We start from the raw sequence: 22,451 nt of genomic DNA on the forward strand, positions 1-22,451 counted from the left end.
AAGGTAAATTCTCATGAGAAGAGCCGTCATTACGGGTATCGGTGTTGTCTCTAGCATCGGTAATAATAAAGAAGAAGTACTGGAATCTCTAAAAACGGGTAAAAGTGGTATTGCCTTTAACCCTGAATTTGCAGAATACAATTTGCGTAGCCAGGTCTCTGGCCACATTGATATTAATGTTAAAGATCACGTTGACCGCAAAGCCCACCGCTTTATGGGTGATGCAGCGGCATATTCTTATATCTCAATGGCTCAGGCCATTGCTGACGCTAAACTCACCGACGAGCAAGTGTCTAATGAGCGCACCGGATTGGTTGTTGGCTCTGGTGGTGGCTCATCGAAGTATCAGGTGGAAGCCGCCGATATTCTTCGCGAGAAAGGAGTTAAGCGGGTAGGCCCATACATGGTCCCGCGCACCATGGCTAGCACCACCTCGGCGTGTTTGGCCACGCCGTTTAAAATTAAAGGTGTGAATTACTCTATCAGTTCGGCCTGTGCCACCTCGGCGCATTGTATTGGCCATGCGGTAGAGCAAATTCAACTAGGCAAGCAAGATGTTATTTTCGCCGGTGGCGGTGAAGAGCTGCACTGGACCCTTGCGATGGAATTTGATGCTATGGGCGCCTTGTCGACCAAGTATAATGATGCGCCAGAAAAGGCGTCTCGTACTTATGATGCTAACCGAGATGGCTTTGTCATCTCTGGTGGCGGCGGTATCGTCGTGGTTGAAGAGCTAGAGCATGCATTGGCCCGTGGCGCGCATATCTACGCCGAAATTACCGGTTATGGTGCAACTTCCGATGGCTTCGATATGGTGGCACCATCGGGCGAGGGCGCAGTTCGCTGTATGAAACAAGCGATGCAAAACCTGCAAGGGCCTGTTGACTACCTCAATACCCACGGCACCTCAACGCCAGTAGGTGATGTCAAAGAACTCGGTGCAATTCAAGAGCTATTTGGTGAGCAATCACCAGCTATTAGCGCCACTAAAGCAATGACGGGTCATGCGCTCGGCGCAGCCGGTGTCCATGAAGCGATTTACTCTTTGCTCATGCTAGAGAATAACTTTGTAGCGCCATCTATCAACATTGATGAGCTGGACGAGCAAGCAAAAGGTTTGGATATAGCCACTGAGCGCCGCGATGTGGAGCTTAATACCGTGATGTCGAATAGCTTCGGCTTTGGCGGTACCAACGCCACATTGGTGATGAGTAAATACAAAGGCTAATTTTGCTGCTTTGTTAATCATAAAGCCACGCTGATGCGTGGCTTTTTGCTTTGTGTGCCAAGGGCGATTAGAATGGCGCTCCAAACTGGGCTGGGATAACTGCCATGAAGATATTAGCTGATCAAAATATGCCTTTGGTGGATGCATTGTTTTCACCGCTGGGCGATGTCGAGCGCTTCGATGGGCGCACACTCACAGCGGCACAAGCGCAGCATGCCGATGTACTGCTAACGCGCTCGGTGACCCAGGTGAACGAGCAGCTGCTAGATAGCAACACGCAACTCTCTTTTGTTGGCACTGCGACCATTGGTATCGATCATATCGACCAAGGGTATTTGCAAAGCCGTAGTATTCCTTTTACCAATGCCCCAGGTTGCAATGCCATTGCGGTGGCAGAATACGTGCTAAGTGCCATGCTGGTGTTAGCGCAGCAACAACAGTTTTCGCTATTCACCAAGAAGGTGGCTATTGTCGGTGTCGGCAATATTGGCCAATGCTTAGCCGATAAGCTCGCCGCCATCGGTGTGCAAACCTTGCTGGTTGACCCGCCGCGTGCCGCGCGAGGTGACAGCGGCCAATGGTACGAACTAGAGCAGGCGCTAGCGCAAGCAGACATCATTAGCTTCCATGTGCCCTTGGTAAAAGAAGGCAGTCATCAAACGCGGCACTTACTCAATGCCGAGCGCATTGCGGCTTTAGCCAGCAACAAGGTGATCATTAATGCCAGTCGCGGTGATGTGATTGATAACGTCGCATTGCTTGCGCGTCAACAAAGTGACAATGACCTACATCTGGTACTAGATGTGTGGGAAAATGAGCCGCATATTCTTACTGAGCTGATGAATTATGTGGATTTAGCTACGGTGCATATTGGCGGTCATACCCTCGAAGGTAAAGGTCGAGGCACCTTTATGTTGTATCAAGCGTTGTGTCAGCACTTGGGGATTCGCGCTGAAGCCACCCTCAGTGAGCTGCTGCCGACGCCGAGTTTAAATGAACTCACATTAAGCCCTAGTTGGACATTGCAGGAGCTTGGCTCGCTTGTGCACCTTATTTATGACGTTCGTCGCGATGATGCCATTATGCGTCAAGCACTCGCGACAGAGGGCTTTGATAGCCTAAGAAAGAATTATCCGGTTCGCCGTGAGCTCAGCACCTTGCGGCTGCGCGGTGATAACCCTCACCTCAGTGCGCTGGCTGCACTGGGGTTCAGTATTTAATGCCTGAGGAAATAGCATGTCGCAAAAGTTTAACGTCGCGGTATTAGGAGCCACAGGGCTCGTAGGTCGCCAAATTATCGAAACGCTCGCGGAGCGTAACTTTCCGGTTGATAACCTTTATCCATTGGCCAGCAGTCGCTCTGCGGGTGAGGAAATTGAGTTTAATGGCCAGAGCATTGAGGTGTTGGATGTCGAGCAATTCGACTTCGCCGATGCCCATATTGGTCTGTTTTCGGCTGGTGGCAGTGTGTCACAAAAATATGCTCCCATTGCCGCTGAGGCTGGTTGTATCGTCATCGATAATACCTCAGAGTTTCGCTATGAGTTTGATGTGCCACTGGTTGTGCCTGAGGTGAATAGCTCAGCGCTAGCAGATTTTCGCAATCGTAATATCATTGCTAACCCGAACTGCTCCACCATTCAGATGATGGTGGCGCTGAAGCCTATCTATGACGCCTATGGCATTGATCGTATTAACGTCTCAACCTACCAAGCGGTGTCGGGAGCAGGTAAAGAAGCGGTGGAAGAGCTGGCTAAGCAAACGGCGCACTTAATGAATGGCCGGCCCATGGAAAATGAAGTCTTTAGCAAGCAAATGGCTTTTAACGTCATTCCGCAAATTGATAAGTTTGAAGACAATGGCTACACCCGCGAAGAAATGAAAATGGTGTGGGAGACGCAAAAAATTCTTGGTGATGACAGTGTATTAGTGAACCCAACAGCGGTGCGCGTGCCGGTATTTTACGGTCATGCTGAAGCGGTACACCTAGAAACACGTATGCCAGTGGATGTTGAGCACGTTAAACAGCTGCTCGAGCAAGCCCCTGGCGTTGAGCTTATCAATGATGACCATGATTTTCCGACGCCGGTGACCGATGCAAGCGGCAATGACAGCGTCTATGTTGGCCGCGTGCGGCAAGATATTTCTCATCCACACGGCTTAAATTTGTGGATCGTCAGCGATAACACCCGCAAAGGTGCGGCGACCAATAGCGTGCAGATTGCTGAGGCGCTCATTGCCGAATATTTGTAAAATGAAGGCCAACGGCGAGTAAGTACAGTAAAAAAGCGGCAAATTGCCGCTTTTTTCTTAGTTATCAATTGTTTCGGAGTAAAGTGAAATTCCCTTTCCGGCGTGGATATTCCCCTATATCTGGTTTATAGTTTGAAAGTGGAATAAAGCTTGCTGATAAACACAAGAAAAACAATGACTCGGGAGATGGCTTTTGCGGCCGATAACCTTCCATAAAGCACAAAAAATGAGTAAAGGAAAAGCATGCGCGGTTTAGTTACACTGGTTTTTGTTGTCGCGACCCTAGTAGCGGCTGGCACGAGTGCGCAAAGCACTGAAATTCGTGGTCCTAAAGGGGTCGACTATGGTGCTCAAGGCCGCTCTATCGGACCCATTAAGCCAACTGACACCTTGTGGCGAATCGCTGCCAAGGTGCGTCCCGACAACTCAGTGACCATGTACCAAGTAATGGTTGCCCTTTACGAGAAAAACCCCGACTCATTTTTAGACAAAAACCTTAACCACATGCGTGATGGCGCATATTTGCGTATTCCCTCGTTAAATGAAATTCGTACTATTGACCCGGCTCAGGCACGACAAAAGTCTGAGCAAGATGACCGTTTGTGGGAAAAAATTAAAAACGGCACGCTCAATAGTAATGAAATCGATTTGGTCGCGAAAAAAACCACGTCGGCGCGTCAAGAAGATGTCGAAAAAGCCAAAACGGAACTGAAAAGCGAATTAGAGCAGCTTAAGCGTTTACAAGGCGAGCGTTTGGTGGAGCTACAAGAGCAGTTCAAGTCGTCTGTGACCGATGTAGAGGCGATATTGACTGAGAATCGTCAGCTGAAATCGCAACTTGAGAAGATCAGCGAACAGCTTGCCACAGTCAAAGATCAGCTTGACGAAAAGGACGCAGAGCTGCAGCGCCAGCTGCAACAAATACTGGCTGAACGTGAGGCTATGGCGCAGCAGAAGTTACAGCAAGCGCAGCAAGAACAAAGTGCGCTCGAAGGCATCCCAACGTGGCTGAAATTAGTTTTGATGATGACTATTCCAGCATTAGCCGTGCTCGGGTTAATTATTTTCATTTTAAAGAAACGCCAGTCAGCAAAAGAGCCTGAGCCAAACGACGACGATGAATTCCTACCACAAACACCGACGCCGCAAATGCAAACTCAACCTGAGGCCGGTATCGATGACCTAGATTTAGGTGCGGATGACGACAGCTTAGACGACAGCCTTGATGATTTACCGCTCGATGACCCCGATGATGCGTTAGATGAGCCGGGCATTCAGTTAGACGATGACGACTTCCTTGATCAAAGCGACGATATTTTAGATGAAGGCGGTGATGGGGCTGACGATATCGACTCACTGTTAGACCAAGACGAGTTAGACGGCTTACTTGATGATGACGTGGTATTTGACGATGAGTCTGATGCTGAAGTGAGCCAAGAAGAAGCGGTATTACAGCAAAATTTTGATGCCCCTGGCGATGACATCAGTGTTGATGTGCCAGAAGAAAATGAACCAGATAGCGATATTCTTAGCGACGAAGATATTGACGACTTATTTGCCACCGATGATAGCGAAGACGAGTCACAGGCAAACGCTAACGGTGAAGAAGCGAGCGATGATAGCGATGAGGCGATGGCCGCATTGTCTGAAGAGTTGGCTGACGATCAGCTCGAGCAGACAGATGCCGAGTCAGGGGATGACACCTTTGATATTGATGAGCTTGTTGATGAGACGCAGTCCGAGCCGGCGGATGACGATTTTGATGTCGATGATTTACTAGAGGAAAACGCCGCAGACGATCAAGGCGCTGATGAAGATGACCTTGATGTTGATAGTCCGCTCGATGAAGCGGCAGAAGCGCCAGCAGCAGATGCCGATGAAAGCGATGTCGATATCGATGAGCTGATTGATGAAAACGCCGCAGACGAGCAAAGCGCTGAAGAAGATGACCTTGATGTTGATAGCCTACTCGATGAAGTTCAAGAAGAGCCAACAGCAGATGCTGATGAAAGCGATGTCGATATCGATGAGCTAATTGATGAAAACGCCGCAGACGAGCAAAGCACTGAAGAAGATGAACTTGATGTTGATAGTCTGCTCGATGAAGCGGCAGAAGCGCCAACAGCAGATGCTGATGAAAGCGATGTCGATATCGATGAGCTGATTGATGAAAACGCCGCAGACGAGCAAGGCGCTGAGGAAGATGAGCTTAATGTTGATAGCCTGCTCGATGAAGCGGCAGAAGCGCCAGCAGCAGATGCCGATGAGCTGATTGATGAAAACGCTGCGGATGAGCAAGGCGCTGAAGAAGATGACCTTGATGTTGATAGCCTACTCGATGAAGCGGCCGAGGCGCCAGCAGCAGATGCCGATGAAAGCGATGTTGATATTGATGAGCTGATTGATGAAAACGGCGCAGACGAGCAAGGCGCTGAAGAAGATGAGCTTGATGTTGATAGCCTGCTCGATGAAGCGGCAGAAGCGCCAGCAGCAGATGCTGATGAGAGCGATGTTGATATCGATGAGCTGATGGATGAAAATGCCGCAGATGAGCAAGGCGCTGAAGATGAGCTTGATGTTGATAGCCTGCTTGATGAAGCGCCAGCAGCAGATGCCGATGAAAGCGCTGAAGAAGACGATCTTGATGTCGATAACCTACTCGATGAAGCGGCAGAAGCGCCAACAGCAGATGCCGATGAAAGCGCTGAAGAAGACGATCTTGATGTCGATAACCTACTCGATGAAGCGACAGAAGCGCCAACAGCAGATGCCGATGAGAGCGACGTTGATATCGATGAGCTGATTGATGAAAACGCTACGGACGAGCAAGACGCTGTAGATGATGACCTCGATGGCGATGACTTACTTGATGACGCACCTCAAGAGGAGCAGGCATCTGATGAAGAGGGTGACGTTGAACCGGAGCCAGAGCTTGCGCTGGAAGAGGATGATGACTTAGACGGCGACGACCTTCTTGAAGATGTCTCTGGCGATGAGCAGACTCCTGATGAAGAGGGTGACGTTGAGCCGGAGCCAGAACTCGCATTGGAAGAAGATGATGACTTAGACGGCGATGACCTTCTTGAAGGTATCCCTGGCGATGAGCAGACTCTCGATGACGAGGGTGACGCTGAGCCGGAGCCAGAACTCGCATTGGAAGAAGATGACGAATTAGATGGTGACGATCTCCTTGATGACGCCCCTAGCGATGAGCAAGCGACAGATGAAGAAGATGGCGTTGAGCCGGAGCCAGAGCTTGCGCTGGAAGAAGATGACGAATTAGATGGTGACGATCTCCTTGAAGATGTCTCTGGCGATGAGCAGACTCCTGATGAAGAGGGTGACGCTGAGCCGGAGCCAGAACTCGCATTGGAAGAAGATGACGAATTAGACGGCGACGATCTTCTTGGTGAAGCCGCTGGCGATGAGCAGACTCCTGATGAAGAGGATGACGACTTAGACGGCGACGATCTCCTTGATGATGCTCTTGGCGATGAGCAGACTCTTGATGAAGAGGATGACGTTGAGCCGGAGCCAGAACTCGCACTGGAAGAGGATGACGAATTAGGTGGTGACGATCTTCTTGATAATGCACCTCGCGATGAGCAGACTCTTGATGAAGAGGATGGCTTTGAGCCGGAGCCAGAACTCGCACTGGAAGAGGATGACGAATTAGATGGTGACGATCTTCTTGATAATGCACCTCGCGATGAGCAGACTCTTGATGAAGAGGATGACGTTGAGCCGGAGCCAGAGCTTGCGCTGGAAGAAGATGATGACTTAGACGGCGATGACCTTCCTGAAGATGTCCCTAGCGATGAGCAGACTCCTGATGAAGAGGGTGACGTTGAACCGGAGCCAGAACTCGTATTAGAAGAGGATGATGACCTCGATGGTGATGACTTACTTGCTGATGCACCAGAGCTTGAAATAGAAGATCAAGCGCAACCGGATGCGAGTGATGAAGGTGCGATTGACGAAAGTGCCGACCAAGAGCTACTTGAAGCAGACTTTGCTGATTTTGATGAGCCTGATCTTGAACTTGACTTAGGCGACGATCCGCTGCTTGAAGACGAAGATGCATCGGACGTTGAGCCTGTTAGCTCTCAAGAGCCCCAAATGGGGGATGTTGAACATCCTAGCCAGCAGCTAGATGACTATCCCGAGCTTGAACTCGACGAGCCATTTAGTAGCGAAGCTGAGCAGCAACTCAGCGAAGCGATGGCTCAAGAGGGAGATGAAGAGCTCGATCTCTCCAGTGATTTGGATGGTGACCTTGACGATGAGTTAAGCGCACTGATGGATGACTCTCTAGATGACGATATCGATGGTGACGAACAACTCGACGACAGTCAGCTCGATGAGGATTTCCTTGCTGATTTAACGCAGACCGATTTTGATGCTCTGCTCAACGAACTTGCTGAGCCAGATGAAGATGTGATCGGTGAACCGCAAGATAACGACCTTGATCTGCAGAGTTTGCTCGCCGATAGTGACTTTGACGCGGATGATGACGCGGTCGCAGACGCGAACGAAGACGACAGTGGCGCAGCAGAGCCGGACTATCTTGATATTGATGACCTGCTCGAGCAGAGTGATGACTCAGAGCCTGATAACGAACCCTATGATGAAGTCGATATGGATGTGGGCTTGGGTGAGTTTGATGACATGCTCGATGACTCGCAAAAGACCGATGTTGATAGTGAAGACGGCGGTTTCAGCGCTAAATTGGATTTAGCGAGGGCTTATATCGAAATTGATGATGTTGATTCAGCCCTCGAGGCGCTACAAGACGTACTTGATAATGGCCCGCAGTCGCTCCATAAAGAGGCGCAAGCCTTGCAAGAACGTCTGAAACGCTAGCGTGCTAAGCTCAGCCGCAAGATAATAAATGCGCAGGCAAAGTGTCTGCGCATTTTTTGTATTAACTGCTTGTCTATGGGCAAGCTTGCTCCCTTCGGGAGCCTCATTACCCTCAGCATTAGCTATTTGCCCGCAGAGCGTTTAAAATGCCGAAAATTTTATTGAGCTAAGAGTATCAATGCGCGTCGCTTTAGGAATCGAATACAATGGTGCCCGCTACAGTGGCTGGCAGCGTCAATCTCATGTCAGCAGTATCCAAGCGGAAATTGAAACTGCGTTGTCCCGTATTTGTAATCACCCTGTGGATATTACTTGTGCAGGGCGTACCGACGCCGGCGTTCATGCCACCGGCCAAGTTGTGCACTTTGATACCCATGCTGAGCGTGATATGGGCGCTTTTACCTTAGGCATGAACTCGCAGTTGCCTGATGACATCGCCGTGCGCTATGCAATGCCAACCGCTGATGATTTTCATGCTCGTTTTAGTGCCACCGCGCGGCGTTATCGTTATGTCATTTATAATCATCCCTATCGCCCAGGCATCCTGCGCTCAGGGGTGACTCATTATCATCACCCGCTGGATGAAACACGCATGCAAGCCGCTTGTGCGTATATGCTCGGCGAGCAAGATTTCACCTCGTTTCGAGCGGTGCACTGCCAGTCCAACACGCCGTTTCGTAATATCCACCATTTATTTGTTGAGCGCATCGGCGATTATATTGTTGTTGATATTAAGGCCAATGCCTTTTTACACCATATGGTGCGCAATATTACCGGGTGCTTGATGGACATTGGTGTTGGTGAGCAAGAGCCGCAATGGATGCAGCATTTATTGGCTATTAAAGACCGCACCCAAGCCAGTGCAACTGCTAAGCCTAATGGTTTATATTTGGTGGACGTGGACTATCCCGAGCAGTGGCAAATTCCCAGCACGCCACTGGGACCGCTTTTTTTACCCGATAACGAGCCTCCAAAGAGCTAATAAAAAGGGGTGAATGGTGGGTGTAAATGGACTACACCGACCAGTTTTTTATATCTAAGCAACTAATTTCATGTTTTAATTGTGCTAATTTATCGGCTAATTTTGGGGTGCTCAATCCGCCCCGGTCCTGACAAGCATTAAGAGAGTTGCCAATGAGCTGGTTAGAAAAAATCTTACCAAAAACCACAAAATCTTCTGGCAAGAAAGAAATTCCAGAAGGGGTGTGGGCTAAGTGTACGTCGTGCGATTCGATTCTGTACAAAGCAGAATTAGAAAAAGCCATGAACGTATGCCCGAAATGTGATCACCACATGCGTATCAGCGCCCGTAAACGTTTAGAGCTATTTCTCGATGACGCTGGGCGCGCCGAGCTCGGTGAGCAGCATGAGCCAAAAGATGTACTGAAGTTTAAAGACTCAAAAAAATATTCAGACCGCATCAGCGCCGCGAACAAAAACAGTGGCGAGAAAGACGCCTTAGTTGCTATGAAAGGGCAGCTTAAAGGAATTCCTGTTGCGGCGGTATCGTTTGAGTTTGCCTATATGGGTGGCTCAATGGGCTCTGTTGTTGGCGCCCGCTTCGTTGAAGCCGTCAATGTGTGCTTAGAGCATAATATGCCGTTGGTGTGCTTTTCTGCATCAGGCGGTGCACGCATGCAAGAAGCATTGATGTCGTTGATGCAAATGGCTAAAACCAGTGCCGCGTTAGCAAAAATGAGTGAAAAAGGGCTGCCTTTTATTTCCGTACTGACTGACCCAACAATGGGTGGTGTATCGGCGTCTTTAGCTATGCTAGGTGATGTGAATATTGCTGAGCCCAAAGCACTGATTGGATTTGCCGGCCCACGAGTTATTGAGCAAACAGTACGTGAAACTCTCCCTGAGGGCTTCCAGCGCAGTGAGTTCTTATTAGAGCATGGTGCTATCGACATGATCGTTGATCGCCGCGAAATGCGCGACACTGTGGCGCGTTTATTGGCTAAGCTAATGAACTTGCCTTCTACCGAACAAGAGCATAGAGTAGCGTAAATTTCTCGGTAACCTAGAAACTTACAACCTATGTCAGATTCCATACCGAGCCAATCGTCAAGCCTTGATGATTGGCTTTGTTATTTAGAGCAAATCCATCCTGCTAACATCGAAATGGGCCTTGAGCGCGTGCAGAACGTTGCCGATAAGATGGGCCTTGTTCATACCCCCAGCAAAGTAATTTTAATTGCCGGCACCAATGGTAAAGGCACCACCGCACAATGCTTGGAAAAGCTATTACTGAGCCAAGGGTATTCCGTGGGCACCTATGCCTCTCCTCATCTTATTCGCTATAACGAGCGGGTCCGCATCAATGGCGCCGAGCTTGACGATCAATACCATGTTGATGCCTTTAACAGTCTCGAGCAAGGACGAGGCGATGTGCCACTTACCTATTTTGAATATGGCACCTTGGCAGCGCTGGCAATTTTTAAACGCGAAGCGGTGGATTATGTGCTCTTGGAAGTAGGGCTTGGGGGACGTTACGACGCCACCAATATAGTTAATCCAATCGCGAGCGTGATCACTACCGTCGATCTCGATCATAAAGAGTACCTCGGTGATACCCGTGAACTGGTAGGTTATGATAAGGCGGGGGTTTTTCGTAGCAACGTACCCGCAGTGGTGGGTGATTTAGATATTCCCCACACCGTGGTGGATTATGGCGAGCAAATTAATGCCGATTTGTGCCTGTCTAAGCGCGACTTTATTTTTACTGAAGATGAAGCAACCTTCAATTGGCAGATGGGCAAGCTGTCGCTGACCTTTGCTAAACCCGCTATTCCAGCGCAAAATGCCGCTACCGCTTTGAGCGTGTTAGCAAAACTAGATTTATTACCGGCGGTAACAGACATAGCTGATTGTTTGAAACAACTTCAGGTAAAAGGGCGCTTTCAACAACTGAGTAAGGAGCCCTTGGTCTATACTGATGTAGCCCATAACCGCGAATCAGCCCGTTATTTAGCCACACGTTTACAGAGCCTTCAGGCACAGGGTAAGACAATACATGCCATTATCGGCATGCTGGGTGATAAAGAGCATGCCGACGTGATCACCGCGATGGCACCGGTGGTTACTCATTGGCACGTAGCTGGATTAGATAATCCGCGCGGGTTGAGTGCGCAGCAATTAACAGCCAAAGTGACACAGTCTGTCAAGGTTGAAGGAACATATGAGCAGGTCAGTGACGCAATGCGCGCTGTTTTACCACAACTTTGTGCGCAAAGCCTTTTGATTATATTCGGATCGTTTTACACTGTAGCACAAGCAATCACCTTTTTTGATAACGAGAGGGCGTAACAGTGAACTCAGGGTTTATAAACCGCTTAGTGGGAACCATTATTGTCGTCGTCGCTGCGGTCGTTTTTATTCCCAATATCCTTGATGGCGATAAAGTGCGCTACAAAGAAGGGTTTAAAGCCATCCCAGAGCGCCCTGAGTTTAAGTCTATTGATCTGCAAGAAGCGTTATCGGAAAAAGCCGATAGCGCACCACTGCCTGATGATGCCAAAAGCGAAGAACTGGCAGCCGATGACGATAAGTTGCAACAGCGTGGTGATACTCAAAGCGGGGCTGATGAACAAAGTGCGCAGCAGGTTACCGAGCGCAATGATACGGTCACGGTTAACACCTTAGCCAAAGATGAGCCATTGACCCGCCCACAACAGAGTGCGTTAAAAGAAATGGCTTATGTGGTGCAGTTAGGGGCCTTCTCTCGCCAAGGTAGCGTGGATGCCTTGAGCAAAAAGCTTAAAGAAGCCGGTTTTAATGTATTTACCCGCCCGGTGAAGACCCCAAATGGCGAATTGACGAAAGTGTTAGTGGGGCCTGAATTGGATAAGGCAACCTTGGAAAAGCAACTCCCCCAGTTGCAAAAGCTCACTAACTTAAAAGGGCGTATCACTCAATTCCAAGTGACAAAATGATCTGGTATTTAGTGCCTCGCTCCGTTAGAATGCGCCCCAAATAAACGACTAGTGGTTATTATGATCTGGGTTGATTACGCCATTGCCGGCATTATTGCACTGTCTACCATAATCGGTTTAGTGCGTGGCTTTGTTAAAGAGTCAATGTCGTTAGCCGTATGGGCCGCCGCGTTTTTTGTCTCCAGTTTATTTTACCCCTATTTAGCCTCCTACCTTACCAACATTTCAGAACCCCTTTTAAGAAATGCAGCAGCGATAGCCATATTATTTTTCTCTACGTTGCTTTTAGGCGGATTGCTAAACTATATTTTAGGCGAACTAGTGCAGCGCACTGGGTTGTCGGGTACCGATCGCGTATTTGGAATCGTGTTTGGTGCTTTACGTGGCGTGTTAGTCGTGAGCGCCATACTCTTCTTCCTGGATGCCTTTACCGGAGCCCCAAACACCGACTGGTGGAGCGCATCTCGACTAATCCCTGAATTTGGCTTTGTGATTGAGTGGTTTTTTGACTATCTCGAACACAATTCAAGCTTTTTAAATTCAGCTAACCGTTAATCGGCGAGGAAATTTTAATGTGTGGTATCGTTGGTATAGTCGGAACATCGCCCGTCAATCAGGCGCTGTATGACGGCTTGACTGTTTTGCAACACCGAGGCCAAGACGCGGCCGGTATTATTACCATAGACAATAATACCTTTAGTCTGCGTAAAGCCAATGGTCTAGTTAAGGATGTGTTCCATACTAGACACATGAAACGTCTGCAGGGAAATATTGGCATTGGCCATGTACGTTACCCTACCGCAGGTACGTCAAGCTCTGCAGAGGCACAGCCCTTTTATGTTAACTCGCCTTTTGGCATCGCCATGGCGCACAACGGCAACCTGACTAATGCCGAGCAGCTAAAAGAACAGCTATTTACCGAAGCGCGTCGTCACGTTAACACGACCTCTGATTCAGAAATTCTCTTGAATATTCTTGCGCATGAATTCAGCAAATCTGACAAGCTGCACTTGGCACCAGAAGATATCTTCGCTGCGGTTTCTGAGGTTAACTCAAAAGTAGTGGGTGGGTATGCCACCATGGCGATGATTATTGGTCATGGCATCGTTGCTTTTCGTGACCCCCATGGCATTCGTCCGCTGATTTTCGGAAAACGTGAAACCGAAAAGGGCACCGAGTACATGTTCTCTTCAGAGAGCGTGGCACTGGATACTGACGGCTTTGAGGTGATTCGTGATGTGGCACCAGGTGAGGCTATTTACGTAACCGAGGATGGACAACTGTATTCGCAACTGTGTGCAGATAAGTCGGTACAAAACCCTTGTTTGTTTGAGTTCGTTTATTTTGCGCGACCGGATTCCACCATCGACAATATGTCGGTGTACGCTACTCGCGTTAATATGGGCACCAAACTAGGCGAAAAAATTAACCGTGAATGGGCAGACAAAGACATTGATGTGGTGATCCCCATCCCTGAAACATCCTGTGATATCGCCCTAGAAATTGCTTCGGTATTGGATTTACCTTATCGCCAAGGCTTTGTTAAAAACCGCTATATCGGCCGGACTTTCATCATGCCTGGGCAAGAGCTGCGTAAAAAGTCAGTGCGCCGCAAACTTAATGCGATAGATCGTGAGTTCAAAGGCAAAAATGTATTGCTGGTTGATGACTCTATTGTCCGTGGCACCACCTCTGCGCAAATCGTAGAGATGGCCCGAGAGGCTGGCGCTAAGAACGTTTATTTTGCTTCAGCAGCACCCGAGGTGCGCTTCCCTAACGTCTATGGTATCGATATGCCTTCAGCGGCAGAGCTAATTGCCCATGGACGTGAAGTAGAAGATATCAATGCCAGCATCGGCGCAGATGGCCTGATTTATCAATCGTTGGACGACTTGGTGGCTGCAGTGGCTCAGGAAAATCCAGAAATTAGTCGTTTTGAGACCTCTGTTTTTGATGGCAATTATGTTACGGGCGACATCAATCAGGACTACCTAAATCGTATTGATGAGTTGCGTAACGATGCCGCCAAATCAGTGCGAGAGCAAGCCATGTCATCGAGCTTGGAATTACACAACCAAGATAGCGATTCGCAAGATGACTAACTGTGGTTAAAGAGCAATAAAAAAGGAGCCTTTGGCTCCTTTTTTATTGCTCCCTCACAGCTAACTGAAGACCGGCGAGACAATCCCGTTAGTCCACAAAATTGCGGTAGCGGCAAGAATAATAACGAGTAACACCAGACCACATGTCACTACAGAGCTGGCGTAGATAAAGCCCCGTTCATGGGGAATATGCATCAAGATAGGAACACCTGTGTAGAGTAAATACACCGAGTAGCCAACCGCGACAATGCCCACAGACACGATAAACCATAAAGTAGGGTAAAAGGCTGCAAACGCGGCCATAAACACGGGAGTAGAGGTATACGCCGCAAGCTCTAAGGTCTGCGTAAAAGTTGGCTCGGCGCCAAAGGTTTTTGCCATCCAGTGGGCCAGGTATGCAAGTGCAAAAACCCCGACAATCAGAGCAACATACATAGCCACAGCTATCAGCATGGCGCTGTTGTGAGTAAGAAATACGGCATCGCCCGTGCCGACATGCCAGCCTAAGTGTACGCCAGAGTAGTAGCCCATTGCACTGGGAATACAGGCGATGAGGAGAATATGCGATAAGCTGTAAAGTAAACTTTCGTGGCGATTATCAATCGTTTGCCACTCTTCCACTGGGTGGGCGTATAAGCCCCAAAGATGGTTCAAAATCATAGGTGTGCCCCTTAAATAAACTGGTTGTTATGGCTGTATTATTTTTCACCAGCCTTAATTAAGGTATCGTTCAGAGCAAAGAATTTGTCAAGAAAGCCCCATGGTAAAATCAGTATGGTAAAATGGTCGGCATTAGCGGTTAGTATTACAATTCTATGTTAGCGAAGTACCAACAACTCTTAGAACCGATCAACGCATTTTTACAATGTCAGACACCGGATGCATGGCTGCAGCAAGCAAAAAAGCCAGAGAACTTAACGGTAATTTTGACCGATCACCTTATTTGTGAGTTGAAAGCGGCACAAAGCGCCATGTACTTAATTCGTCGTTATGCGGTGGATGAGCAAAGTGCAGAAGCGCTGTTGGCTTGGCTCAAACCATACGAAGATTTTACCTACCGCCAGGTGGGGGATTGGCGAGAGCTAGCTGACTATAACCGCTTAAACAAATCGATGATGCCCAAGTCAGACACCCCTTATGGCCAAGACCTGATCGATAAAATGGTGTTACTCATCAAAGAAGAATTGCACCACTTTTATCAAGTGTTAGAGATTATGCAAGCTTGTGGCATTGAATACGATAAAATTACCTCCAGCCGCTACGCCAAGGGGCTGTTGCGACATGTGCGCACCTACGAGCCGCAGGCGCTGATCGATAAATTGATTTGCGGCGCTTATATCGAAGCACGCTCATGTGAACGCTTTGCTATGTTGGCCCCCCATGTTGATAAGCAACTGGGAGAATTCTACATCTCCTTATTGCGCTCAGAAGCGCGCCATTATCAAGATTACTTGAGCCTTGGCGAGCAAATAGCAGGTGAAGATATCAGTGCCCGCATCGCTTTTTTTGGTGAAGTAGAGGCGGAACTTATTTCATCTCCAGACCCAGATTTTAAATTTCACTCTGGTGCGCCAGTATCAAGATAGTGCTGTTTAAGTAAACTTAGTACTGCTTGTTGCTGCGGTGGAGGCAAGGGGTGCTGTGCTAATATATCCGCCACCCGACCTTGTTTGAGCAGACTTTGCATGCCGCTGCGAAACGCCTTTAGATGATAATGGCTAAGAGGGTGTTGGCGGGCAAAGGCTAAATGTAAGGTGTTTTCGCTCAAGGCCGGTGAATCAAACATCAAGTGCTCAGAGAGTGCTAATTCACGAATAATATGTTCACCCACTTCTTGCGGACCGAGCACCCAGCTAATTCGGCGGCGTTCGAGTAATTGCAAGGCTTTGCTCAGATTGGGCAACTCAACGTAGTCGATGCCGCCATAGTTTATGAGCAATTGCTCTTCACCATAGTCGCGACCAACGGCAATCGGGTCTTGTGCGACTAACGCTAAGTCGCCAGTAAAATCACGATTACTCTTTGCATGGCGGAAAAATCCACTATGGGCTTTTGCCAGTGCGGCGCTAAAAACAAAGTCTTGCTGCCGCGCCGTGGTTTTATATGCGCCTAATACGGCCGAATATTTCCCTTTCTTTGTCCCTCGCAAAGCCCGAGACCACTGCGTAAAATGAATACGCACAACTATATTTTGGCTTCGGAAAGCTTCACTGACTAAATGGGCCATCCAGCCATGTTGATACAAAGTGTTGGAAAAATAAGGTGGGAAAGGTTCGGTGGCGAGCTCTAATCGCTCCAATGCATGTGTGTGCTGACTGAGTATAAACACGAGTGCGCTTAAAAGTGCACGCAAGACCATACTTTGCTCCTATCGCAACATTGGGCAATCGTTCATTAGAGCAAGTATAGTTTGAAACTCAGCGAGCGCGAGTTAGTCAGCGTGTTGCCACTGTGTAAGCGTATCAGCATGGTCGCCATAGTGCAGCCGCATATGCTGTTTATCAACCACTAGGAAAGAGCTTTGTTCGTACCAATCACCGAGGACGATACGGGTTTGCTCTTGACTGTAATGATGCACTGCAGGGCGGTGAGTGTGGCCGTGGATCATGATCCTTACTTGATGTTTCGAAAAGGTATCAAGTACTGCTGAGCGCTCCACATCAAGAATTTCGATGGCCTTGTGCTGTTGGCATTGTTTGCTTTTTGCACGGGCCTTTTTCGCCACACGACGGCGATACCAAAGCGGCATCGCGAGCATTAGTCGCGGCCACCACCAACCTCGGCTTTTGCGCCGAAAACGCTGATATTCAAGATCTTGTGTGCACATTTCATCGCCATGCAATAGCAACACCTGTGTCCCGTAAAGGTCTATCACCGTTTGCTCTGCAAGCAGTGTCATGCCTGCTTTTTGCGCATAACGTTGACCAAGTAGAAAGTCGCGATTGCCATGGGTAAAGTAAATGGCAATACCTTGGTCTGCGAGTTGTTTAAGCCGAGCGGCAATATCATCACTGAATGCGTCACTGGCATCGTCGCCCACCCAAACCTCGAAGAAATCCCCTAATATGTATAAGGCATCTACTTGCTGATCTATTTCTTTATCAAGGAAGTCGAAAAAAGCATCTGTGATCTCTGGTTGGTTGCTACTGAGGTGGAGGTCGGCAATAAACAAGGTGCGTGACATAGGCGTCCAGATAGTAAAGTGGCGCGCATGGCGCGCCTATAAGTTATTCAACAATGACTTTGTTGATGATTACATCTTCCAGGGGGACGTCTTGGTGGAAGCCGGCGCTGCCAGTTGCAACGTCTTTAATTTTTTCCACTACATCCATGCCTTCAACGACTTCGGCAAACACGCAATAACCCCAACCTTGTGGAGTTTCACTGCTGAAGTTAAGGAAGTCATTGTCATTCACATTAATGAAGAATTGTGCCGTCGCTGAGTGTGGATCTGGGGTGCGAGCCATGGCCAGCGTGCCTTTTTTGTTGCTCAACCCGTTATTGGCTTCGTTTTTGATCGGTGACTGCACTTTTTTCTGTTCCATGCCCGGAGCAAAACCACCGCCTTGAACCATAAAACCGTCGATGACACGGTGGAAAATAGTGCCGTCATAAAATCCAGATTTGGCGTAGTTCAAAAAGTTTTCAACCGTTACAGGGGCTTTGTCAGCAAACAGCGCGATTTTAATCGTGCCAAAGTTGGTATCTAGTACAACCATGATGAGTCTCTGATTTAATAATTAGGGGTCTATTTTATAGTAGGGTAGCGGATCAGACAATGCACCAAGCAATGACACTGCCCTAAAGGCTTTATTTTTGTTATTTTCAGAGGTCTTGCGTGTGGCGAGATAGTCGGGGCAGTGGTAAGATAGCGCCATTAATATAACGATAGGATCATATTGCAATGTTGCAGATATACAACACACTTTCACGTCAAAAAGAACGCTTTACTCCACTTAACGAGAATAAAGTAGACATGTATGTGTGTGGCATCACTATCTATGACTATTGCCATGTTGGTCATGCGCGCACCTATGTTTCCTTCGATGTGATGAATCGTTACCTACGCTATCTCGGTTACGATGTCACTTATGTGCGTAATATCACCGATGTTGATGATAAAATCATTACCCGTGCTAATGACAACAATGAGCCTATTAACGCCTTAACAGAGCGGATGACCGCCGCGATGCACGAAGACTTTCGTGCCTTAAATATTCTTGATGCCGATATAGAGCCTACCGTTACCGGGCACATGGATGACATCATTGCGATGATCGAGCGGCTTATCGACAAAGAGCATGCCTATGTTGCCGATAGTGGCGATGTCTTATTTGATGTATCCACCTTTAAAGAGTACGGCAAGCTGTCGCAGCAAGACTTAGAGATGTTACAAGCGGGCGCGCGCGTTGATGTCGCAGCAGGTAAAGACGACCCCTTAGATTTTGTGTTGTGGAAAAAGGCCAAAGCCGGTGAGCCTAGTTGGTCTTCACCTTGGGGTGAGGGGCGTCCAGGGTGGCATATTGAATGCTCAGCTATGAGCTCAAAACACCTAGGTGAGTATTTTGATATTCACGGCGGTGGCTCTGATTTGCAGTTTCCACACCATGAGAATGAAATCGCTCAGTCATGCTGCGCCAATAATGGTCGCTACGTTAAAACTTGGATCCATACCGGCATGGTTCAGGTCAACAAAGAAAAAATGTCTAAGTCATTAGGCAACTTCTTTACCGTACGCGAAGTACTCAAAGCCTACGACCGCGAAACCGTACGCTATTTCCTTATAAACGGCCACTACCGGAGTCAGTTGAACTACTCGCAAGAGAATCTCGAGCAGGCGCGCTCATCGTTGGAGCGCTTATATACCGCTCTACGTGATGTTCAGCCTGTTGCTGTTGAACTGGACGGTCATCCGTTGGTAGTGCGTTTTGAGCAAGCCATGAATGACGACTTCAATACCCCTGAAGCCTTGCCTGTGCTGTTCGAGTTGGCGAAGGAAGTAAATCGCCTAAAAGGGCAAGATGAGCAAGGTGCAGGTGAGCATGCCTATATCTTAATTAAGCTGGCTGAAGTGTTAGGTATTGCCCAGCAAGACCCTGCTGCCTTTTTACAAGGTGAGCAAGACGATGATGAAACGCAAAAAATTGAAGCGTTGATCGCCAAACGTAATCAGGCTCGTGCTGATAAAGATTGGGCTGAGGCAGACGCCGCTCGTGATGCGCTTACGGCCATGGGAGTGGTACTCGAGGACTCCGCTGGTAAAACAACATGGCGTAAGGCCTAAGCGTTTATGTTAATTAAACGCCGCGCTTAGGCGCGGCGTTTTCGTTTTTACGTCACTTTTTTTCTCTCACCATGGTTGGCTGCACACTCAGTTCTTTGTTTTTTGAACGTTGCCTTTAAGTGGTGATTTTTCCATTGACCTCAATCTTAGTTGAGGTTTTACCCTGTTCGCGCTGAATGTAACTATGGAGCGTTGATGAATATTCTACTGGCAATGATCCCCGCATTTTTATGGGGCACCACTTATGCGGTCACTAAGTACGCCACCCCAGATTGGCCGCCAATTCTTCTCGGTGCTTTACGCGCCTTGCCTGCAGGGATACTGCTTTGGTTGATAAAGCCGTCGCTCCCTAAAGGTCGACAATGGCGGGGGCTAACAGTGCTCGCTTTGGTCAATATTGCTCTGTTTTTTGCTTTTATTTTTGTTATGGCGGTGAATTTGCCAGCAGCCATTGCCGGTGTAGGCATGGTCTCGGTGCCAGTGGTGGCGATGATTTATACTTGGGTTGTTAAAGGTCAGCGCCCAAGTGCCGTGCAATCGCTATGTGCTGTGGCCATTGTTACCATCGCTTGGTTATTGTTTGACCCTCAGCATGTCGAATTGAGCCTCCTAGGGCTTGCTGCTTTAGCTGGGGCGTTGTTGTGTATTGTCATTGGTAGTTCGCTAGTGCAAACAGTGAGTATGCATATTCATTGGTGGACCGTGCTCACCTGGCAGTTAATTATTGGCGGCACTGCGCTGCTCATAGCCGCCGCAGTGCAAGCCAGCATATTTACACCCGATGCGTATATACCGCTTAGTGAGCCTATGACGGCAAAGCAATGGATCGCTTTGTTTTGGCTTATAGTTCCTAATACAGCACTCGCTTACACCTTGTACGTCTGGCTCTTAGGGCGTATGACGGTGGTGGAATTTACCTTTGGTACCATTGCCAATCCAATAGCAGGGATAGTGACAGCGGTAATTTTGCTCGCTGAACATTACCAAGGTTGGCAGTATGCCCTGATGGCGTTGATGATCATGTTCTCGGTACTACCACAGGGTGTTAACTTAGCAAAACAGCGGCTCAGACCGGTGGTGGCAGCCCAACCAAGGCAAGGGAAATAAGCACTAAAAAGCCAGCATTAAGCTGGCTTTTCTTTCATATTGACTCTGGCTGTCAGTCGCTGTGATAGTTCTCACAGGCCTCAAGGGTATTTTCTATTAGGCTCGCCACCGTCATTGGGCCAACACCGCCGGGCACGGGCGTGATGTAACTGGCACGTTGACTCGCAGCCTCATAGGCAATATCGCCAACCAAAGAGCCATTATCAAGACGGTTGATGCCAACATCAATCACTAAAGCGCCGTCTTTCACCCATTCACCAGGAATAAACTCAGGTTTGCCTACAGCCACAACAAGTAAATCGGCACGACGAACGTGTTGCTCAAGGTCTTGGGTGAACTTGTGACAAACAGTGGTGGTGCAGCCAGCGAGCAGTAGCTCCAATGACATGGGGCGGCCAACAATATTCGACGCACCAACGACCACGGCATGCATACCTTTATAACGGACCCCAGTGGAATCTAGTAAGGTAATGATCCCCTTTGGTGTACATGGGCGCAATGCCGGCATACGTTGTGCTAAGCGGCCAATGTTATAAGGGTGAAAGCCATCGACATCTTTATGAGGGGTGATGCGCTCTAGTACTTTCTCTGCGTTCAGGCCTTCAGGTAGAGGAAGTTGTACTAAAATACCATCAACTTCTTTGTCTGCATTGAGCTCGTCAACCAGCGCCAACAATTGCGCTTCGGTGGTATCACCTGGGAGATCGTAAGATTTGGAAACAAAGCCGACTTCGTCGCATGCTTTGCGCTTAGAACCTACATAAACTTGGCTAGCTGGATCTTGTCCAACTAGTACCACCGCTAAACCAGGAGCACGAAGACCTTGCTCTTTCCTAGCAGCAACACGTGTAGCCACTTGCGAACGCACTTGCTTCGCAATTGCTTTACCATCAATGATGTTTGCCGTCATGGGTAACCTATACCTTGGGGTTAGTGTGCTTTTTGCTTTTATGCATGAGCAACACATGTGAACGAAATACTTTTATTATTAGTGAGGGCTTTTTGGGGTCTCCCGTCACCAACTGGCGGATATTTTCGCAGAAAAGCGTCTTGCCGCCAAGGTAAAGGGGGATGCTTAGCATGCTTTTATGGTCTAAGGTGATAAAAAATCAACCAAAATTGCTAAAACAACAGCACTATGTCCTAAAAATGAGCAAACGCGCAGTTCAAGGCAAAAAAATGTTTGACCTTGTCAGGGCAAATCACTATTATGCACCCCGTTGTCAGCGAGGGGTCAGTAAAGAGTCCTCAATGATGCATCAAGTATCGGCGATTAGCGCAGTTTGGTAGCGCACTTGGTTTGGGTCCAAGGGGTCGCAGGTTCAAATCCTGCATCGCCGACCACTTTCTTAGAAAGTGTCACTTGGTTCGCACGAAGAAGTATTCGTTGCACCGCGCCCGTAGCTCAGTCGGATAGAGCAACGGCCTTCTAAGCCGTCGGTCGAAGGTTCGAATCCTTCCGGGTGCGCCATTATAGTGGCGGCTGTAGCTCAGTTGGTAGAGCCCTGGATTGTGATTCCGGTTGTCGTGGGTTCAAGTCCCATCAGTCGCCCCATTTTTCTACAATATGTTTATCGGCGATTAGCGCAGTTTGGTAGCGCACTTGGTTTGGGTCCAAGGGGTCGCAGGTTCAAATCCTGCATCGCCGACCATTTTCATATTTAGAACACATCTCAGTA

The 22,451-nt window shown here is 48.5% G+C and carries 18 protein-coding genes and 4 tRNA genes; 17 read left to right on the forward strand and 5 right to left on the reverse strand.

The window, feature by feature from the left end:
* The first annotated feature begins 13 nt into the window (after positions 1–13).
* From fabB to purF, 10 genes are all read left to right on the forward strand, one after another.
* A complete protein-coding gene (fabB, locus tag FIU82_RS05220) occupies positions 14–1,228 on the forward strand; it encodes a beta-ketoacyl-ACP synthase I (RefSeq protein WP_022945657.1) in 1,215 nt (404 codons plus the stop codon).
* Positions 1,229–1,332: 104 nt separating this feature from the next.
* On the forward strand, positions 1,333–2,448 hold the full coding sequence (locus FIU82_RS05225) for a 4-phosphoerythronate dehydrogenase (protein WP_152440519.1): 1,116 nt from the start codon (positions 1,333–1,335) through the stop codon (positions 2,446–2,448).
* Positions 2,449–2,464: 16 nt separating this feature from the next.
* Positions 2,465–3,481 carry an aspartate-semialdehyde dehydrogenase gene (locus FIU82_RS05230; RefSeq protein ID WP_053910370.1) on the forward strand — a complete coding sequence of 339 codons (1,017 nt, stop codon included), beginning with the start codon at positions 2,465–2,467 and terminating at the stop codon, positions 3,479–3,481.
* Between the two features lie 243 nt (positions 3,482–3,724).
* Complete coding sequence (locus FIU82_RS05235) at positions 3,725–8,344, forward strand: FimV/HubP family polar landmark protein (RefSeq protein WP_152440520.1); 4,620 nt, start codon at positions 3,725–3,727, stop codon at positions 8,342–8,344.
* 178 nt (positions 8,345–8,522) lie between these two features.
* Positions 8,523–9,326: a tRNA pseudouridine(38-40) synthase TruA gene (gene truA, locus FIU82_RS05240; RefSeq protein ID WP_022945653.1), complete on the forward strand. Its 804-nt coding sequence runs from the start codon at positions 8,523–8,525 to the stop codon at positions 9,324–9,326.
* 152 nt (positions 9,327–9,478) lie between these two features.
* On the forward strand, positions 9,479–10,354 hold the full coding sequence (gene accD, locus FIU82_RS05245; RefSeq protein WP_152440521.1) for an acetyl-CoA carboxylase, carboxyltransferase subunit beta: 876 nt from the start codon (positions 9,479–9,481) through the stop codon (positions 10,352–10,354).
* A gap of 30 nt (positions 10,355–10,384) precedes the next feature.
* Positions 10,385–11,653 carry a bifunctional tetrahydrofolate synthase/dihydrofolate synthase gene (gene folC, locus FIU82_RS05250; RefSeq protein ID WP_152440522.1) on the forward strand — a complete coding sequence of 423 codons (1,269 nt, stop codon included), beginning with the start codon at positions 10,385–10,387 and terminating at the stop codon, positions 11,651–11,653.
* A 2-nt stretch (positions 11,654–11,655) separates the two neighbouring features.
* Complete coding sequence (locus FIU82_RS05255; protein ID WP_152440523.1) at positions 11,656–12,279, forward strand: SPOR domain-containing protein; 624 nt, start codon at positions 11,656–11,658, stop codon at positions 12,277–12,279.
* A 60-nt stretch (positions 12,280–12,339) separates the two neighbouring features.
* Positions 12,340–12,834: a CvpA family protein gene (locus FIU82_RS05260; RefSeq protein ID WP_022945649.1), complete on the forward strand. Its 495-nt coding sequence runs from the start codon at positions 12,340–12,342 to the stop codon at positions 12,832–12,834.
* 17 nt (positions 12,835–12,851) lie between these two features.
* Positions 12,852–14,381, forward strand: a complete 1,530-nt coding sequence (gene purF, locus FIU82_RS05265) for an amidophosphoribosyltransferase (RefSeq protein WP_022945648.1) — start codon at positions 12,852–12,854, stop codon at positions 14,379–14,381.
* A gap of 60 nt (positions 14,382–14,441) precedes the next feature.
* On the opposite strand, the gene FIU82_RS05270 is transcribed toward purF, so the two are convergent.
* Positions 14,442–15,041 carry a Yip1 family protein gene (locus FIU82_RS05270; RefSeq protein ID WP_022945647.1) on the reverse strand — a complete coding sequence of 200 codons (600 nt, stop codon included), beginning with the start codon at positions 15,039–15,041 and terminating at the stop codon, positions 14,442–14,444.
* Positions 15,042–15,196: 155 nt separating this feature from the next.
* Between FIU82_RS05270 and FIU82_RS05275 the strand changes: the two genes are divergently transcribed.
* Positions 15,197–15,967 carry a tRNA isopentenyl-2-thiomethyl-A-37 hydroxylase MiaE gene (locus FIU82_RS05275; protein WP_045978123.1) on the forward strand — a complete coding sequence of 257 codons (771 nt, stop codon included), beginning with the start codon at positions 15,197–15,199 and terminating at the stop codon, positions 15,965–15,967.
* On the opposite strand, the gene FIU82_RS05280 is transcribed toward FIU82_RS05275, so the two are convergent.
* The 3 genes from FIU82_RS05280 to ppiB form a co-directional block, all read right to left on the reverse strand.
* The gene (locus FIU82_RS05280; RefSeq protein WP_053911747.1) at positions 15,940–16,740 is read right to left on the reverse strand and encodes an ABC transporter substrate-binding protein; all 801 of its coding nucleotides are present in this window, start codon (positions 16,738–16,740) and stop codon (positions 15,940–15,942) included. The genes FIU82_RS05275 and FIU82_RS05280 overlap by 28 nt on opposite strands.
* Positions 16,741–16,812: 72 nt before the next feature.
* Positions 16,813–17,565, reverse strand: a complete 753-nt coding sequence (gene lpxH, locus FIU82_RS05285) for a UDP-2,3-diacylglucosamine diphosphatase (RefSeq protein WP_152440524.1) — start codon at positions 17,563–17,565, stop codon at positions 16,813–16,815.
* 43 nt (positions 17,566–17,608) lie between these two features.
* Positions 17,609–18,100, reverse strand: coding sequence for a peptidylprolyl isomerase B (gene ppiB, locus FIU82_RS05290; RefSeq protein WP_045978120.1), 492 nt, complete (start codon positions 18,098–18,100; stop codon positions 17,609–17,611).
* A gap of 185 nt (positions 18,101–18,285) precedes the next feature.
* Here ppiB and cysS point away from each other — a divergent pair, with 185 nt between their 5' ends.
* Both cysS and FIU82_RS05300 read left to right on the forward strand, forming a co-directional pair.
* Positions 18,286–19,665 carry a cysteine--tRNA ligase gene (gene cysS / locus FIU82_RS05295; protein ID WP_022945642.1) on the forward strand — a complete coding sequence of 460 codons (1,380 nt, stop codon included), beginning with the start codon at positions 18,286–18,288 and terminating at the stop codon, positions 19,663–19,665.
* A gap of 195 nt (positions 19,666–19,860) precedes the next feature.
* Complete coding sequence (locus FIU82_RS05300) at positions 19,861–20,772, forward strand: DMT family transporter (RefSeq protein ID WP_045978118.1); 912 nt, start codon at positions 19,861–19,863, stop codon at positions 20,770–20,772.
* A gap of 52 nt (positions 20,773–20,824) precedes the next feature.
* Here the strand turns inward: FIU82_RS05300 and folD are convergent, their stop codons facing one another.
* A complete protein-coding gene (gene folD / locus FIU82_RS05305) occupies positions 20,825–21,682 on the reverse strand; it encodes a bifunctional methylenetetrahydrofolate dehydrogenase/methenyltetrahydrofolate cyclohydrolase FolD (protein ID WP_022945640.1) in 858 nt (285 codons plus the stop codon).
* Between the two features lie 357 nt (positions 21,683–22,039).
* Here folD and FIU82_RS05310 point away from each other — a divergent pair.
* From FIU82_RS05310 to FIU82_RS05325, 4 genes are all read left to right on the forward strand, one after another.
* Positions 22,040–22,116: transfer RNA gene (locus FIU82_RS05310), tRNA-Pro, on the forward strand.
* Positions 22,117–22,166: 50 nt separating this feature from the next.
* Positions 22,167–22,243 (forward strand) — tRNA-Arg (locus tag FIU82_RS05315).
* Between the two features lie 8 nt (positions 22,244–22,251).
* A tRNA-His gene (locus FIU82_RS05320) sits at positions 22,252–22,327 on the forward strand.
* 20 nt (positions 22,328–22,347) lie between these two features.
* Positions 22,348–22,424 (forward strand) — tRNA-Pro (locus FIU82_RS05325).
* Positions 22,425–22,451: the final 27 nt, after the last annotated feature.

This window comes from Pseudoalteromonas sp. THAF3 (assembly GCF_009363775.1).
Lineage (GTDB): Bacteria > Pseudomonadota > Gammaproteobacteria > Enterobacterales > Alteromonadaceae > Pseudoalteromonas > Pseudoalteromonas ruthenica.